This is a genomic window from Streptomyces sp. NPDC033221, assembly GCF_055577005.1.
In genome coordinates this window covers 315459-329515 of record NZ_JBVIQN010000003.1, presented here as the reverse complement: position 1 = coordinate 329515, position 14057 = coordinate 315459, and the positions used below count along the sequence as shown (strand labels likewise).

At 71.4% G+C, this 14057-nt stretch carries 14 protein-coding genes; 8 read left to right on the top strand and 6 right to left on the bottom strand.

The window, feature by feature from the left end; translation table 11 throughout:
- The first annotated feature begins 10 nt into the window (after positions 1-10).
- The 3 genes from ACZ53K_RS05535 (at position 11) to ACZ53K_RS05525 (ending at position 3745) form a co-directional block, all read left to right on the top strand.
- Entirely contained in the window at positions 11-1807 is a 1797-nt protein-coding gene (locus ACZ53K_RS05535) for a DEAD/DEAH box helicase (protein ID WP_468832258.1), read from the top strand.
- Positions 1808-2217: 410 nt separating this feature from the next.
- The gene (locus ACZ53K_RS05530) at positions 2218-2859 is read left to right on the top strand and encodes an IclR family transcriptional regulator (RefSeq protein ID WP_030025056.1); all 642 of its coding nucleotides are present in this window, start codon (positions 2218-2220) and stop codon (positions 2857-2859) included.
- 106 nt (positions 2860-2965) lie between these two features.
- The gene (locus ACZ53K_RS05525; protein ID WP_468832257.1) at positions 2966-3745 is read left to right on the top strand and encodes a S16 family serine protease; all 780 of its coding nucleotides are present in this window, start codon (positions 2966-2968) and stop codon (positions 3743-3745) included.
- 63 nt (positions 3746-3808) lie between these two features.
- On the opposite strand, the gene ACZ53K_RS05520 is transcribed toward ACZ53K_RS05525, so the two are convergent.
- The 5 genes from ACZ53K_RS05520 to ACZ53K_RS05500 are packed head-to-tail and all read right to left on the bottom strand — an operon-like array spanning position 3809 to position 8088.
- Positions 3809-4810 (bottom strand): glycine betaine ABC transporter substrate-binding protein, encoded by a 1002-nt coding sequence (locus tag ACZ53K_RS05520; protein WP_468832255.1) that lies wholly within the window; start codon positions 4808-4810, stop codon positions 3809-3811.
- Positions 4807-5715 (bottom strand): ABC transporter permease, encoded by a 909-nt coding sequence (locus ACZ53K_RS05515; protein WP_468832254.1) that lies wholly within the window; start codon positions 5713-5715, stop codon positions 4807-4809. The genes ACZ53K_RS05520 and ACZ53K_RS05515 overlap by 4 nt, the downstream gene beginning before the upstream one ends.
- The gene (locus ACZ53K_RS05510) at positions 5712-6965 is read right to left on the bottom strand and encodes a betaine/proline/choline family ABC transporter ATP-binding protein (RefSeq protein ID WP_468832253.1); all 1254 of its coding nucleotides are present in this window, start codon (positions 6963-6965) and stop codon (positions 5712-5714) included. Before ACZ53K_RS05510 ends, ACZ53K_RS05515 begins: the two co-directional genes overlap by 4 nt.
- The gene (locus tag ACZ53K_RS05505; protein ID WP_468832251.1) at positions 6958-7605 is read right to left on the bottom strand and encodes an ABC transporter permease; all 648 of its coding nucleotides are present in this window, start codon (positions 7603-7605) and stop codon (positions 6958-6960) included. Before ACZ53K_RS05505 ends, ACZ53K_RS05510 begins: the two co-directional genes overlap by 8 nt.
- Before the next feature lie 15 nt (positions 7606-7620).
- Complete coding sequence (locus tag ACZ53K_RS05500; protein WP_073761201.1) at positions 7621-8088, bottom strand: Lrp/AsnC family transcriptional regulator; 468 nt, start codon at positions 8086-8088, stop codon at positions 7621-7623.
- A 129-nt stretch (positions 8089-8217) separates the two neighbouring features.
- On the opposite strand from ACZ53K_RS05500, the gene hppD reads away from it, so the two are divergent.
- The 5 genes from hppD (at position 8218) to ACZ53K_RS05475 (ending at position 13381) form a co-directional block, all read left to right on the top strand.
- Positions 8218-9363 carry a 4-hydroxyphenylpyruvate dioxygenase gene (gene hppD, locus ACZ53K_RS05495; protein ID WP_468832250.1) on the top strand — a complete coding sequence of 382 codons (1146 nt, stop codon included), beginning with the start codon at positions 8218-8220 and terminating at the stop codon, positions 9361-9363.
- 179 nt (positions 9364-9542) lie between these two features.
- Positions 9543-10907 (top strand): FAD-binding oxidoreductase, encoded by a 1365-nt coding sequence (locus ACZ53K_RS05490; protein ID WP_468832248.1) that lies wholly within the window; start codon positions 9543-9545, stop codon positions 10905-10907.
- Positions 10908-10961: 54 nt separating this feature from the next.
- Positions 10962-11255, top strand: a complete 294-nt coding sequence (locus ACZ53K_RS05485) for a ribosomal protein L7/L12 (protein ID WP_030025047.1) — start codon at positions 10962-10964, stop codon at positions 11253-11255.
- A 116-nt stretch (positions 11256-11371) separates the two neighbouring features.
- Positions 11372-12835 carry a dihydrolipoyl dehydrogenase family protein gene (locus tag ACZ53K_RS05480; protein ID WP_468832247.1) on the top strand — a complete coding sequence of 488 codons (1464 nt, stop codon included), beginning with the start codon at positions 11372-11374 and terminating at the stop codon, positions 12833-12835.
- A gap of 135 nt (positions 12836-12970) precedes the next feature.
- Positions 12971-13381 carry a VOC family protein gene (locus ACZ53K_RS05475; RefSeq protein ID WP_468832245.1) on the top strand — a complete coding sequence of 137 codons (411 nt, stop codon included), beginning with the start codon at positions 12971-12973 and terminating at the stop codon, positions 13379-13381.
- Positions 13382-13487: 106 nt separating this feature from the next.
- On the opposite strand, the gene ACZ53K_RS05470 is transcribed toward ACZ53K_RS05475, so the two are convergent.
- Positions 13488-13964: an SsgA family sporulation/cell division regulator gene (locus tag ACZ53K_RS05470; protein WP_468832244.1), complete on the bottom strand. Its 477-nt coding sequence runs from the start codon at positions 13962-13964 to the stop codon at positions 13488-13490.
- Positions 13965-14057: the final 93 nt, after the last annotated feature.

Genomic DNA, 14057 nt, shown 5'->3' with positions numbered 1-14057 from the left:
GACGGAGACCGTGACTACCACCACCAGCGCCACCAACAACCACCACCTGTCCCCGGCCTTCCCCGGACGGGCCCCTTGGGGTACCGCGAACAAGCTGCGCGCCTGGCAGCAGACCGCGATGGACCGGTACATCCAGACGCAGCCGCGCGACTTCCTCGCGGTCGCGACCCCCGGCGCGGGCAAGACCACCTTCGCGCTCACCCTCGCCTCCTGGCTGCTGCACCACCACGTCGTGCAGCAGGTGACCGTGGTCGCCCCCACCGAGCACCTGAAGAAGCAGTGGGCGGAGGCCGCCGCCCGGATAGGCATCAAGCTGGACCCGGAGTACAGCGCGGGCCCGCTGAGCAAGGAGTACCACGGCATCGCGATCACGTACGCGGGTGTCGGCGTACGTCCGATGCTGCACCGCAACCGGATCGAGCAGCGCAAGACGCTGGTCATCCTCGACGAGATCCACCACGCCGGTGACTCCAAGTCCTGGGGCGAGGCCTGCCTGGAGGCGTTCGAGCCGGCCACCCGGCGGCTCGCGCTGACCGGTACGCCGTTCCGCTCCGACACCAACCCGATCCCCTTCGTGACGTACGAGGAGGGCAACGACGGCATCCGGCGCAGCTCCGCCGATTACACGTACGGCTACGGCAACGCGCTCGGCGACGGCGTCGTCCGGCCGGTGATCTTCCTGTCGTACAGCGGCAGCATGCGCTGGCGCACCAAGGCCGGGGACGAGATCGCGGCGAAGCTCGGCGAGCCGATGACCAAGGACGCGGTCTCCCAGGCCTGGCGCACCGCGCTCGACCCGCGCGGCGACTGGATGCCCAAGGTCCTCAAGGCCGCCGACCAGCGGCTGACCGAGGTCCGCAAGGCCATACCGGACGCCGGCGCCCTGGTGATCGCCTCCGACCAGGAGCAGGCCCGCGCGTACGCCAAGCTGATCCGCGAGATAACGGGGCAGGGCGCCACCCTCGTGCTGTCCGACGACAGTGGCGCCTCGCAGCGCATCGACGACTTCGCGCACTCCGACGACCGCTGGATGGTCGCGGTCCGGATGGTGTCCGAGGGCGTCGACGTGCCGCGCCTGGCGGTCGGCGTGTACGCGACGACCATCTCCACCCCGCTGTTCTTCGCGCAGGCGGTGGGCCGCTTCGTACGGTCCCGCAAGCGCGGCGAGACCGCGTCGGTCTTCCTGCCCACCGTGCCCTCGCTGCTCGGCTTCGCCAACGAGATGGAGGTCGAGCGCGACCACGTCCTGGACAAGCCGAAGAAGGACGGCGAGGAGGACCCGTACGCCGAGTCCGAGAAGGAGATGGACGAGGCCAACAAGGAGCAGGACGAGGACACCGGCGAGCAGGAGCAGTTCTCCTTCGAGGCGCTGGAGTCCGAGGCGGTCTTCGACCGGGTGCTCTACGACGGCGCCGAGTTCGGCATGCAGGCGCACTCGGGCAGCGAGGAGGAGCAGGACTACCTCGGCATCCCCGGGCTGCTGGAGCCCGACCAGGTGCAGATGCTGCTCCAGAAGCGGCAGGCCCGGCAGATAGCGCACAGCAAGAAGAAGCCGGACTCCGAGGCCGACCTGCTGGAGATGCCCGCGGAGCGGCGCCCGGTGGTCACGCACAAGGAGCTGCTGGAGCTGCGCAAGCAGCTGAACACCCTGGTCGGCGCGTACGTCCACCAGAGCGGCAAGCCGCACGGAGTGATCCACACCGAGCTGCGCCGGGTGTGCGGCGGCCCGCCGAGCGCGGAGGCCACGGCCGGGCAGCTCAACGAGCGGATCAAGAAGGTACGGGAGTGGGCCACGCGCATGAAGTGACCCTCCTGTGAGGTGAGGCGGCGGCCCGCGCCCCGGACGGTGTTCCGGGGCGCGGGCCGCGGTCGTACGCGCCCATGGGTGTCCGCACGCGCCCCCGCGTGTCTGCACGCGGGGGCGCGTGTCCGTACGTCTCCGTGTTGTGCCCCAGGCCGAAAGGCCGCAGTCCGCCGCCGTACGGTCGCAACCTGCGGATGTACAGGGACAAAGCGGTCACGGAAGACCGGATTCTGGACGGACCCTTCCGCTCACCGGACTGGCTCGCTACTGTCCCGGTCACGCACACGCCCCGTGGCAGCGCCGCCGCGGAGCGCAGCCGGTGCCATGCGGCCGGCGGCCTCTTTGCGCGCGCTGCCCCGGGACCGGCAGCGCACCCCGCGGACGAGCCGCCACTCACCCGAGGAGGGGGCGTCGTGACCGCGGAGACCTCCCAGACGCTCGACCGGGGACTACGCGTCCTCAAATTGCTCGCCGACACCGACCACGGCCTGACCGTCACCGAGCTGTCCACCAAGCTGGGGGTCAACCGGACCGTGGTCTACCGCCTGCTCGCCACCCTGGAGCAGCACGCCCTGGTACGCCGGGACATCGGCGGCCGGGCCCGGGTGGGCCTGGGCGTGCTGCGACTGGGCCGCCAGGTGCACCCGCTGGTGCGCGAAGCGGCGCTGCCCGCCCTGCGGGCCCTGGCCGAGGACATCGGCGCCACCGCCCACCTGACGCTCGTGGACGGTACGGAAGCCCTGGCGGTGGCCGTCGTCGAGCCGTCCTGGACCGATTACCACGTCGCCTACCGCGCGGGCTTCCGGCACCCGCTGGACCGGGGCGCGGCCGGGCGGGCGATACTCAAGGCCCGCCAAGGCCGCATCGAGGACGCCGGACTGGCCCTGACACACGGCGAGTTGGAGGCGGGCGCGAGCGGCGCGGCGGCCCCGCTGCTCGGGGTGAGCGGCATCGAGGGCAGCGTCGGCGTCGTGATGCTCGCCGACACGGTGCCCGAGCGGGTCGGGCCCCGGGTGGTCGAGGCGGCCCGCGAGGTGTCCGAAGCGCTGCGCTGAGCCGGGCACGGCGGCAGGCTTGGCCGGGGGCGCCGGGGGTACCGGGGAGCACCGGCCGGCGCCCCGTGGTGCGGGGCCGGGGGCACAGGTCATCTAGGGTGGCGGGGTGTCTTCTCGCACTCGCGCCCTCGGGATCTGCGCCGCCCTGGTCATCGCGCTCCTCGCCACCGTGGCCTTCGCGCCCCTGCCGTTCTCGGTCGCCTTCCCCGGCGACACGGCGGACGTGCTCGGCAAGCACAAGGGCAAACAGGTGATCACGATCAGCGGCGCGCCGACCCGCGAGACCAGTGGCCAGCTGCGGATGGCGGCGATCGTGGCGACCGGCCCCGACGCGCCGGTCCGGCTGCCGGACATCGTCAAGGGCTGGTTCCGTACGGACCAGGCCGTGATGCCGGTCGAGTCGGTCTACCCGGTCGGCGACACGGCGGAGAAGGCCGTGGAGCACAACCTGAAGGACATGCGCTCCTCGCAGGACGTCGCCACCCGGGCCGCCCTGAACTACCTGCACAAGAGCGACAAGGACGTGCAGGTCAAGCTGGACCTGGGCACGATCGGCGGGCCCAGCGCCGGCCTGCTGTTCTCGCTGGGCATCATCGACAGGCTCGCCGGGGACGGCAAGGGCGGCGACCTGACCGGCGGGCAGAAGATCGCCGGTACCGGCACGATCACCGCGGACGGCGAGGTCGGAGCGGTCGGCGGGGTCTCACTGAAGACGCAGGCCGCGGGCCGGGACGGTGCCACGGTCTTCCTCGTCCCCCAGTCGGAGTGCAAGGACGCGCAGGCCGAGCTGCCGGACGGGATGCGGCTGATCCCGATCAGCACGCTGTCCGGCACCGTGGACGCGCTCAAGGCGCTGAAGTCCGGCGGCAAGGTCCCCAGCTGCTGAGGTGGAAAGACGAGCCGAGGGTCCGGACGGGGCGCCCGTACGGAGAGGCCCCGGCCCGCCGCCTCAGCCGCCGTCCTCGATGAACCCCTTCTCGATCATCCACTCCTTGGCGACCTCGTGCGGGTCCTGCCCGTCCACGTCCACCTTCGCGTTCAGGCTCTGCGCGACGGCGTTGTCCAGCGCCGCGGTGACGGGCGCGAGGAGGTCCGCGATCTGCGGGTACTTCTTCATCGTCGCCGCGTTCATCTCGGGTGCCGCGTTGTAGTTCGGGAAGAAGTGCTTGTCGTCCTTGAGGGGCTTAAGACCCATCGCCTTGATCCGGCCGTCGGTCGTGTAGACCTCGCCGAACGTGCAGGCCCGGCCCTCCGCCACCTGCGTGTAGACGACGCCGCTGGTCATCTTCTTGATGTTGCCCGCCGGGATCTGCATGCCGTACGCCTTGGCCATGCCGGGCAGGCCGTCGTTACGGGCCGAGAACTCGGCCTCCGCGCACAGGGTGACCACGCTCGGGTTCTTGCGGGACAGCTCGGCGACGTCCGACAGCGTCCCGACACCCAGCCGCTCGTACTGTTCCGCGTTGAGCGCCAGCGCGTAGGTGTTGTTCAGCTTGGACTGCGGCAGCCACTCCAGTCCGTTGGCCCGGTCGCCGTCGCGTACCGCCTCCCACTGCTTCTGCGGGTCGACGATGGGCTTCTCGTGGCCGAGGTGGGTGATCCAGCCGGTGCCGGTGTACTCGTACATGCCGTCGGCCGTACCGGACTTGACCGCCTCGCGGGCGCCGATCGTGCCCTGGATATTGGTCTTGTCGACGACCGAGGCGCCGGCCGCCTTGAAGGCCAGGCCCATGATCTGGCCCAGGATGATGTTCTCGGTGAACTCCTTCGACGTCACGGTCAGTTCGGCGCCCTTGAGCGGCTGTCCCCGGCCGATCGTGCCGGGCCGCACGTCGTCGCTCATCGGGCTGCCGCTGACCAGCCCGCAGCCGCTCAGCCCGGCCGCGGCCAGCAGCAGGCAGGCAGCGGCGGCCGGTACGGTACGGCGGTGTCGCCGCGGTCCGGCGGTCATGATTCCCCCACCTCCAGCCCTCGTGGGCGCAGCAGCAGTTCGACGAGCGACGCCAGCCAGTCGACCAGCAGCGCCAGCACCACGGTCAGGACGGAACCGAGCACCAGCACCGGCATCCGCTGGGTGATGATGCCCGCCGAGATCAGGTCGCCGAGCCCGCCGCCGCCACCGAAGGTGGCCAGGGTGGCGGTGCCGACGTTCAGCACGAGCGCGTTGCGTACGCCCGCCAGGATCAGCGGTACGGCCAGCGGCAGTTCCACCTTGCCCAGCACCCCGGCCGCCGACATGCCGATACCGCGGGCGGCCTCGGTCAGCGTCGGGTCGATGGCCTTCAGGCCCGCGATGGTGTTGGCCAGCACCGGCAGCACGGCGTAGACGACCATGCCGATGACGGCGGCCTCGGGGCCGATGCCGATCCAGATGACCAGCAGCACCAGCAGGCCCAGCGCGGGCACCGCCTGCCCGAGGTTGGCCACCGCCACCGCGAGCGGCGCGGCCCGGCGCAGCCTGGCGCGGGTCAGTGCGATGCCCAGCGGCAGCGCGATGATCAGTACGAAGAAGGTCGACACGGCGGTCAGCTGGAGGTGCTGGCGCACCGCCAGCCAGACCTTGCCGCCGTCCACCGCCTGATGCGCGATCGAGTCCAGGCGGGCGCCGCGGAACCACAGCCAGGTGGCGAGCAGCACCGCCGCCAGCACGGCGGGCAGCGCGACCGCCTTCTTCCAGGTGATCCGGCGCGGCGGCCGGGTGGCGGCCGCGGTGGGCGCGGCGGGCGCCGGCTCGGCCGCCAGCACCGGCCCGCGCTCCCCGGCCGCCGCCTCGTCGCGGAACGGCACGCCGCGTACCTCGTGCTCGCCCGGCGGCCGCTCGTCCTTCGGCGGCCGGCGCTTGTCCCGGGGGCTCACGCCTTGACCCCGTGCGCGCCGCCCGCCGGATCCACGCCCTCCTGGGCCAGCCGCGTCTGCCGCGCGCGCTGCTCCTCCAGTTCGTGCCGGTGCTCGACGGCGTCCAGCCGGTCCGCCTCCAGCAGCTCGTGGACGTTGTTCATCAGCGTCTCCATGTCGACCACGCCGATGTACTCGCCGCGCCGTCCGGTCACCGCGACCCGGCCCGCGTTGTCGGTGAGCACCGCCTCCAGCGCGTCGCGCAGCGTCGCGTCGCGGGTGACCGTGTCGTGCACGAGCGTGCCCGCGCGGGCCAGCGAGCCCTTGGCGCGCATCAGGTCGCCGCGGCGCAGCCACTTGTACGGGCGCCGGTGCCGGTCCAGCAGCAGGATCTCGTTGGTGGTGCCGGAGCGCAGCAGGTCGAAGATGGACTGCAGCGGGTCTTCCACGGACGCGGTGGGGAAGTCGACGACGCCGACGTCCCGTACGCGGGTGAGGTTGAGGCGTTTGAGGGCCGCGCCCGCGCCGACGAAGCCGGAGACGAAGTCGTCGGCGGGGTTGGTGAGGATCGCCTCCGGGGTGTCGAACTGCGCGATGTGCGAGCGCTCGCGCAGTACCGCGATGCGGTCGCCCAGCTTGATCGCCTCGTCGAAGTCGTGGGTGACGAAGACGATCGTCTTGCGCAGTTCGTGCTGGAGCCGGATCAGCTCGTCCTGGAGGTGGTCGCGGGTGATCGGGTCGACCGCGCCGAACGGCTCGTCCATGAGCAGGACGGGCGGGTCGGCGGCCAGGGCCCGCGCCACGCCGACGCGCTGCTGCTGTCCGCCGGACAGCTGCCGCGGGTAGCGGCCGTGGAACTCGCGCGGGTCCAGGCCGACCAGGTCGAGCATCTCCTCGACGCGGCTGCTCACTCTCGCCTTCGGCCAGCCGGTCATCCTGGGGACGAGGGCGATGTTCTGGGCGACGGTCATGTGCGGGAAGAGGCCGGACGACTGGATGGCGTAGCCGACCTTGCGGCGCAGCTTGACCGGGTCGATGCCGGTGACGTCCTCGTCGCCGATCATGATCCGGCCCGAGGTGGGCTCGATCAGCCGGTTGATCATCTTCAGGGTGGTGGACTTGCCGCACCCCGAGGGGCCGACGAGGATCACCGTCTCGCCGGGCTTGATGTCCATGCTCACGTTGTCGACCGCGGGCGTGGGGTTGCCCGGGTAGAGCTTGCTGAGGTTTTCCAGCGCGATGCCGGCGCCGGAGGCGGTGGTGTCAGGCACGGATCCCCCTGGAGATGGTCAGCCGTCCGAGGACGACGTACGCGGCGTCGAAGAGCAGGGCGAGGACGACGATCCCGAGCGTCCCGGACAGCACCTGGTTGAGCGCGTTGGCGCTGCCCAGGGAGGAGATGCCGCGGAAGATCTCGTTGCCCAGGCCGGGGCCGGAGGCGTAGGCGGCGATCGCCGCGATGCCCATCAGCATCTGGGTGGAGACCCGGATGCCGGTCAGGATCGGCGGCCAGGCGATCGGCAGTTCCACCCGCAGCAGCCGGGCCGTACGGGACATGCCGATGCCCTTGGCGGCGTCGATCAGCGCGGGGTCGACGCCGCGCAGGCCGACGACGGCGTTGCGGACGACCGGCAGCAGTCCGTACAGGGTCAGGGCGATGACGGTGGGGGCCACGCCGAGGCCGACGATCGGCACGAGCAGGCCGATCAGGGCCAGCGAGGGCACCGTCAGGATCGTCGCCGTGGTGGCCGTGGCCAGGTTCCCGGCCCATTCACTGCGGTACGTGGCGACGCCGAGCAGCACTCCGAGCACGGTGGCGAGCACCATGCACTGGAAGACGGCGCTGGCGTGCTGAAACGTATCCGTCAGCAGCTGGGCGTGCCGGTTGCCGACGTACTCCCAGAAGCTCACACGCGCTCTCCTCGGTCAGTCCCCCGAAGCTTGTTTGACCAGGGGGATGATGCGCAACGGAACCGGATTTTCCATGACAATCGCGGTGGAAGCCCGCATGATGCCATCAAAACCCACAACACGGTCGATCACCCGCTGCAGGTCGGCATTGGAACGGGCAACGAGTCTGCACAGCATGTCCCCATGTCCCGTCGTTGTATGCAGCTCCAGCACTTCCGGTACGGACGCCAAGTGCGCCCGGACGTCCGCCCCTTGACCCTGTTTGATCTCCAGTGTCGCGAATGCGGTGACCGGGTAGCCCAGCGCCGCGGGGTCCACGTCCGGACCGAATCCCCGGATCACTCCGTTCGACTGAAGCCGGTCCAGCCGCGCCTGCGCCGTACCGCGCGCCACCCCGAGCCGGCGCGACGCCTCCAGCACGCCGATGCGCGGTTCCTCGGCGAGCAGCTCCAGGAGCCTGCCGTCCAAATGATCGATCGCCACGGCCCATGCCTCCGAAATTGATGGTCATCATGTACGAAACGTCCGGTCAATCGCGTGAATCGCTCTACAGACTGCCCAGTGAATGCGCAAACTATTGCGCACCTTGTGGGCCGGGGGCAGCCTGCGGGCATGACACAGACCACGGACCACACCACCCCCACCAGTGCTCGGCAGGCCGATCCCTTCCCGGTCAAGGGGATGGACGCGGTCGTCTTCGCCGTCGGCAACGCCAAGCAGGCGGCGCATTACTACGCCACCGCCTTCGGCATGAAGCGCGTCGCCTACTCCGGACCGGAGAACGGCAGCCGCGAGACCGCCAGTTACGTGCTCGAATCCGGCGGCGCCCGCTTCGTGTTCACCTCCGTCATCAAGCCGACGACCGACTGGGGCCGCTTCCTCGCCGACCACGTCGCCGCCCACGGTGACGGCGTCATCGACCTCGCCATCGAGGTGCCGGACGCGCGCGCCGCCTACGCGTACGCCCTGGAGCACGGTGCCACCGGCATAGAGGAGCCGTACGAGACCAAGGACGAGCACGGCGTCGTCGTCCGCGCCTCCATCGCCACGTACGGCAAGACCCGGCACACCCTGGTCGAGCGCACCGATTACGACGGCCCCTACCTGCCCGGCTACGTCGCCGCCGCCCCCATCGTGGAGCCCGGCAAGCGCCGCTTCCAGGCCATCGACCACTGCGTCGGCAACGTCGAGCTGGGCAAGATGGACGAGTGGGTGTCCTTCTACAACAACGTCATGGGCTTCACGAACATGAAGGAGTTCGTCGGCTCGGACATCGCCACCGAGTACAGCGCCCTGATGTCCAAGGTGGTCGCGGACGGCACCCGCAAGGTGAAGTTCCCGCTCAACGAGCCGGCCATCGCCAAGAAGAAGTCGCAGATCGACGAGTACCTGGAGTTCTACGGCGGGCCCGGCTGCCAGCACATCGCCCTGGCCACCAACGACATCGTCGCGAGCGTACGGTCCATGCGCGCTGCCGGCGTCGACTTCCTGGACACCCCGGACTCGTACTACGACACCCTCGGCGAGTGGGCGGGCGAGACCCGCGTCCCCGTCGAGACCCTGCGCGAGCTGAAGATCCTCGTCGACCGCGACGAGGACGGCTACCTGCTGCAGATCTTCACCAAGCCGGTCCAGGACCGCCCCACCGTCTTCTTCGAACTGATCGAGCGGCACGGCTCGCTGGGCTTCGGCAAGGGCAACTTCAAGGCCCTCTTCGAGGCCATCGAGCGCGAGCAGGAACGCCGCGGCAACCTCTGACCCCCGGCCTCCGCCAGGGTGTCCCACGGACGCCACCCCCCACCCCCGCGGCTCCGCCGGACCTGACCCGGCGGGGCCGTGGCCCTTCCCGCGGGAGGCGGCGCTCCCGCACCCGGGACCGCCACCCGGGTGCGGGAGAGGATCTTCCGTGTACGGCCCACGGATGGGAGGCTGGCGGCATGGACCTCATCGCACGCCTGCGCGACGGACTCCCCGCGGAAGCGATCCTCACCGACCCCGACGTCACCGGCGCCTACGCCCACGACATGGCGAGCTTCTGCGAGGCCGGCATGCCCGCCGTCGTCGTGCTGCCGCGTACGGTCGAGCAGGTCCAGCACGTGATGCGCACCGCCACCGCACTGCGCGTCCCGGTCGTCCCCCAGGGCGCCCGCACCGGCCTGTCGGGCGCCGCCAACGCCTCCGACGGCTGCATCGTGCTCTCCCTGGTCAAGATGGACCGGATCATCGAGATCAATCCCGTCGACCGGATCGCGGTCGTCGAGCCCGGCGTCGTCAACGCGGTGCTCTCCCGGGCCGTCAACGAACACGGCCTCTACTACCCGCCGGACCCCTCCAGCTGGGAGGAGTGCTCCATCGGCGGCAACATCGGCACCGCCTCCGGCGGCCTGTGCTGCGTCAAGTACGGCGTCACCGCCGAGTACGTCCTCGGCCTGGACGTCGTCCTCGCCGACGGCCGGCTGCTCACCACCGGCCGCCGCACCGCCAAGGGCGTCGCCGGATACGACCTCACCCGCCTGTTCGTCGGCTCCGAAGGCAGCCTCGGCGTCGTCGTACGCGCCGTCCTCGCCCTCAAGCCCGCACCGCCCCAGCAGCTCGCGCTGGCCGCCGAGTTCCCCTCCACCGCCGCCGCGTGCGACGCCATCTGCGAGATCATGGCGCGTGGCCACGCCCCCTCCCTGCTCGAACTCATGGACCGTACGAGCATCCGCGCCGTCAACGCCATGGCCAGCATGGGCCTGCCGGACAGCACCGAGGCGCTGCTGCTCGCCGCCTTCGACTCCCCGGAACCGGCCGCCGACCTCGCCGCCGTCGGCACACTGTGCAAGGCCGCCGGCGCCACCGAGGTCGTACCGGCCGACACCCCGGCCGAATCCGACCTCCTCCTCCAGGCACGGCGGCTGACCCTCACCGCCCTGGAACGCGTCAAATCCGCCACGATGATCGACGACGTGTGCGTACCGCGCTCGAAGCTCGCCGCGATGCTCGACGGCACCGCCGCCATCGCCGACAAGTACGACCTGACCATCGGCGTCTGCGCACACGCCGGCGACGGCAACACCCACCCCACCGTCTGCTTCGACGCGAACGACCCCGACGAGTCCCGGCGCGCCCGCGAGTCCTTCGACGAGATCATGGCGCTCGGCCTGGAACTGGGCGGCACCATCACCGGCGAACACGGCGTCGGCGTCCTGAAGAAGGAGTGGCTGGCCCGCGAGCTGGGCCCGGTCGGCCTGGAGATGCACCGCGGCATCAAGGCCGTCTTCGACCCGCTGGGACTGCTCAACCCCGGCAAGGTGTTCTGAACGACACCGCCCGCGGTTCGGCCGCCGTGAGCTGCACCTTCTAAGGTTCGGTCCATGAACTCCGACCTCTGGACCATCATCGGCGCGGCGGCCGTCGTCATCGTCGTCCTCGCCTCCACCATGGACGCCCGCCACAAGACGCTCGAACGCCGCCTGCGGCGCATGGACCGCAAGCTCGACCTGATCATGGAACACCTCGGCGTCGAGGAGACCGGCCCCGAGGGCATCGCCGAAGTCGACGCCCTGCTGCACAAGGGCAAGAAGATCGAGGCGATCAAGCGCTACCGCGAACTGACCGGCGCGGGACTGGTGGAGGCCAAGGAGGCCGTGGAGCGCCGGGAAGGCTGAGAGCCGGTGCCCCCGCCGCCCGGCGAATGCCCCGATACATGTGGCCGGGCCGGGCCCCCGGGAAGAGGATGGACCCGTTGCCACGACGCTGACGCCGACACAGGGAGCGATGAGCGATGCCGACGACCACAGGGGCCGAAGAGGCCGCGGGCCGGGACACGTACGACGTCGTCGTGCTGGGCGCCGGGCCGACCGGTGAGAACGTCGCCGACCGGGCGCACGCCCTCGGCCTGAGCGCGGTGATCGTGGAGAGCGAACTGGTCGGCGGCGAGTGCTCGTACTGGGCCTGCATGCCCAGCAAGGCACTGCTGCGCCCGGTCACCGCCCGCGCCGACGCGCGCCGCGTCCCCGGCCTCCACCAGGCCGCGGCAGCGCCGCTGGACACCAAGGCGGTGCTTGCCCACCGCGACGCGTTCGCGTCGCACTGGAAGGACGACGGCCAGGTCCGCTGGCTGGACTCGGCCGGCATCGACTTCGTACGCGGCCGGGCCCGCCTCGACGGCCCCCGGCGCGTGGTGGTCGCCACGGGCGACGGGGGAGAGCGCGCCCTCACCGCCCGGCACGCCGTCGCCGTCTGCACCGGCAGCCGCGCCGTCCTCCCCGACCTCCCCGGGCTGGCCGCCGCCCGCCCCTGGACCAGCCGCGAGGCGACCAGCGCGCAGTCCGTCCCGGCGCGCCTGGTGGTGGTCGGCGGCGGCGTCGTCGGCGTCGAAATGGCCACCGCCTGGCAGGCCCTGGGCTCCCGGGTGACCCTCCTGGTGCGCGGCGGCGGGCTGCTGCCGAAGATGGAGCCGTTCGCGGGCGAACTGGTCGCCGAGGCCCTGGCCGAGGCGGGCGCCACCGTACGCACCGGCGTCTCGGTGAGCGCGGTGCGCCGGGAATTGCCCAACGGGCCCGCCACCGTCGTGCTAGACAACGGCGAGGAGACCGTCGCCGACGAGGTCCTGTTCGCCACCGGACGCGCGCCGCGCACCGACGACATCGGCCTGGAGACGGTCGGCCTGGAGCCCGGCTCCTGGCTGGAGACCGACGACACCTGCCGGGTGACGGACGTGCCGGGCGGCTGGCTGTACGCCGTCGGCGACGTCAACCACCGCGCGCTCCTCACCCACCAGGGCAAGTACCAGGCCCGTATCGTCGGCGCCGCCATCGCCGCCCAGGCCCAGGGGACCACCGGCCTGGACACCGGCCGCTGGGGAGCGCACGCCGCGACCGCCGACACCGCCGCCGTACCGCAGGTCGTCTTCACCGACCCCGAGGCCGCCTCCGTCGGCCTGACCGCCGCCGAGGCGGAACGCGCCGGCCACCGCACCCGCGTCGTCGACTTCGACCTCGGCTCCGTGGCGGGCGCCGGCCTGTACGCCGACGGATACCGCGGCCACGCCCGCATGATCGTCGACCTGGACCGCGAGATCCTCCTCGGCGTCACCTTCGTCGGCCCGGCGGTGGGCGAACTCCTCCACTCGGCAACCGTCGCGGTGGCCGGCGAGGTCCCCCTCGACCGCCTGTGGCACGCGGTGCCCGCGTACCCGACGATCAGTGAGGTGTGGCTGCGGCTGCTGGAGACGTACCGCGGCTGAGGACGGCGGACCGAGCACGGCCGGTCCGGCGGCGTAGGTCGGAATCCCGATACCCGCGCGCGGTGTGCCGCCGTACGGTCAGGAGCGCCAGGGCTCGACGGGCCTGAACACTCCGATTTTCGCAGGAGGCACACCGTGTCCGTGCAACTCGACCACACCGTCATCCACGCCACCGACAAGTTCGCGTCCGCGCGCTTCCTCGCCGAACTGGCCGGTCTGGCGGAGCCCACGGCGTTCGGGCCGTTCGCCGCCGTGGCGGCTGCCGACGGGCTGACCATCGACTACGCCGAGCACGTCGTCGAGCCGGACGCGATCGTGCGCCAGCACCTGGCGTTCCGGGTCTCCGAGGAGGAGTTCGACGCGATCTTCGCCCGCATCCAGGAGCGCGAACTGCCGTACTGGGCGGACCCGTACCACCACCAGCCGCAGGAGATCAACCACCTCGCGGGCGGCCGCGGGGTCTACGTCAGCGACCCGGACGGCCACGCCATCGAGTTCCTCACCCGCAAGCACAGCCTGGAGGACCTCCGTACCGAGGCGTCCTGACCCGGGTAAGAGGCTGCCGGGCGCCGGCTCCGGCAGGCCCTTCCGGCCCCGTACGCCCGGGGCCGGACCGCCCGGCCATGACCGGGCCGCACGCCGGCCCACGCCGCTACGCCCCCGCCTCCGGCGACTCGTCCGACGGCCACGGGTCGGACAGCCACAGGTCGTCGCGCGTCGTCATGGCCAGCAGCGCGCTCAGCCCTTTGTCCAGTCCCAGGTGCTCCTGCTCCGAGCCCGGCGGCACCACCCGCAGCGTGCGCTCCAGCCACGCCGAGACCGCCGCGGCCGGCGCCTCCAGCAGCGCGTCGCCGTCCGGGGAACTGAGCGCCATGCAGACCAGGCTGCGCCCGTCCACCTTCGTGGGCCACACCCGCACATCGCCGTGACCGCACGGCCGGAACACGCCCTCGACGAGCAGTTCGCGCGCGAACGTCCAGTTGACGGGGACGTCCGAGCCGATGTGGAAGGTGACGTGGACGGCGTAGGGGTCGTCCGTGCGGTAGGTCAGCCGGGCCGGGACGGGGACGCTGCGGTCCGGCGACAGGACCAGACCCAGCTCCAGCTCTCGTTCCACCACGGTGTGCATACGGTCCGCCTCTCCTCTGTGCCTCCTGCGGGCCCCTGTGACTGGGCCCGCACTTGGATAGAGGCCCTGGAGCCCGGACCATTACGCGACTTC

What these genes read in the sequence shown, in the direction of transcription:
- ACZ53K_RS05480 (WP_468832247.1), top strand. Translation starts at nt 11,372, where the DNA reads ATGCCGACGACCACAGGGGCCGAAGAGGCCGCGGGCCGGGACACGTAC.
- ACZ53K_RS05490 (WP_468832248.1), top strand. Translation starts at nt 9,543, where the DNA reads ATGGACCTCATCGCACGCCTGCGCGACGGACTCCCCGCGGAAGCGATC.
- hppD (WP_468832250.1), top strand. Translation starts at nt 8,218, where the DNA reads ATGACACAGACCACGGACCACACCACCCCCACCAGTGCTCGGCAGGCC.
- ACZ53K_RS05485 (WP_030025047.1), top strand. Translation starts at nt 10,962, where the DNA reads ATGAACTCCGACCTCTGGACCATCATCGGCGCGGCGGCCGTCGTCATC.
- ACZ53K_RS05520 (WP_468832255.1), bottom strand. Translation starts at nt 4,810, where the DNA reads ATGACCGCCGGACCGCGGCGACACCGCCGTACCGTACCGGCCGCCGCT.
- ACZ53K_RS05470 (WP_468832244.1), bottom strand. Translation starts at nt 13,964, where the DNA reads ATGCACACCGTGGTGGAACGAGAGCTGGAGCTGGGTCTGGTCCTGTCG.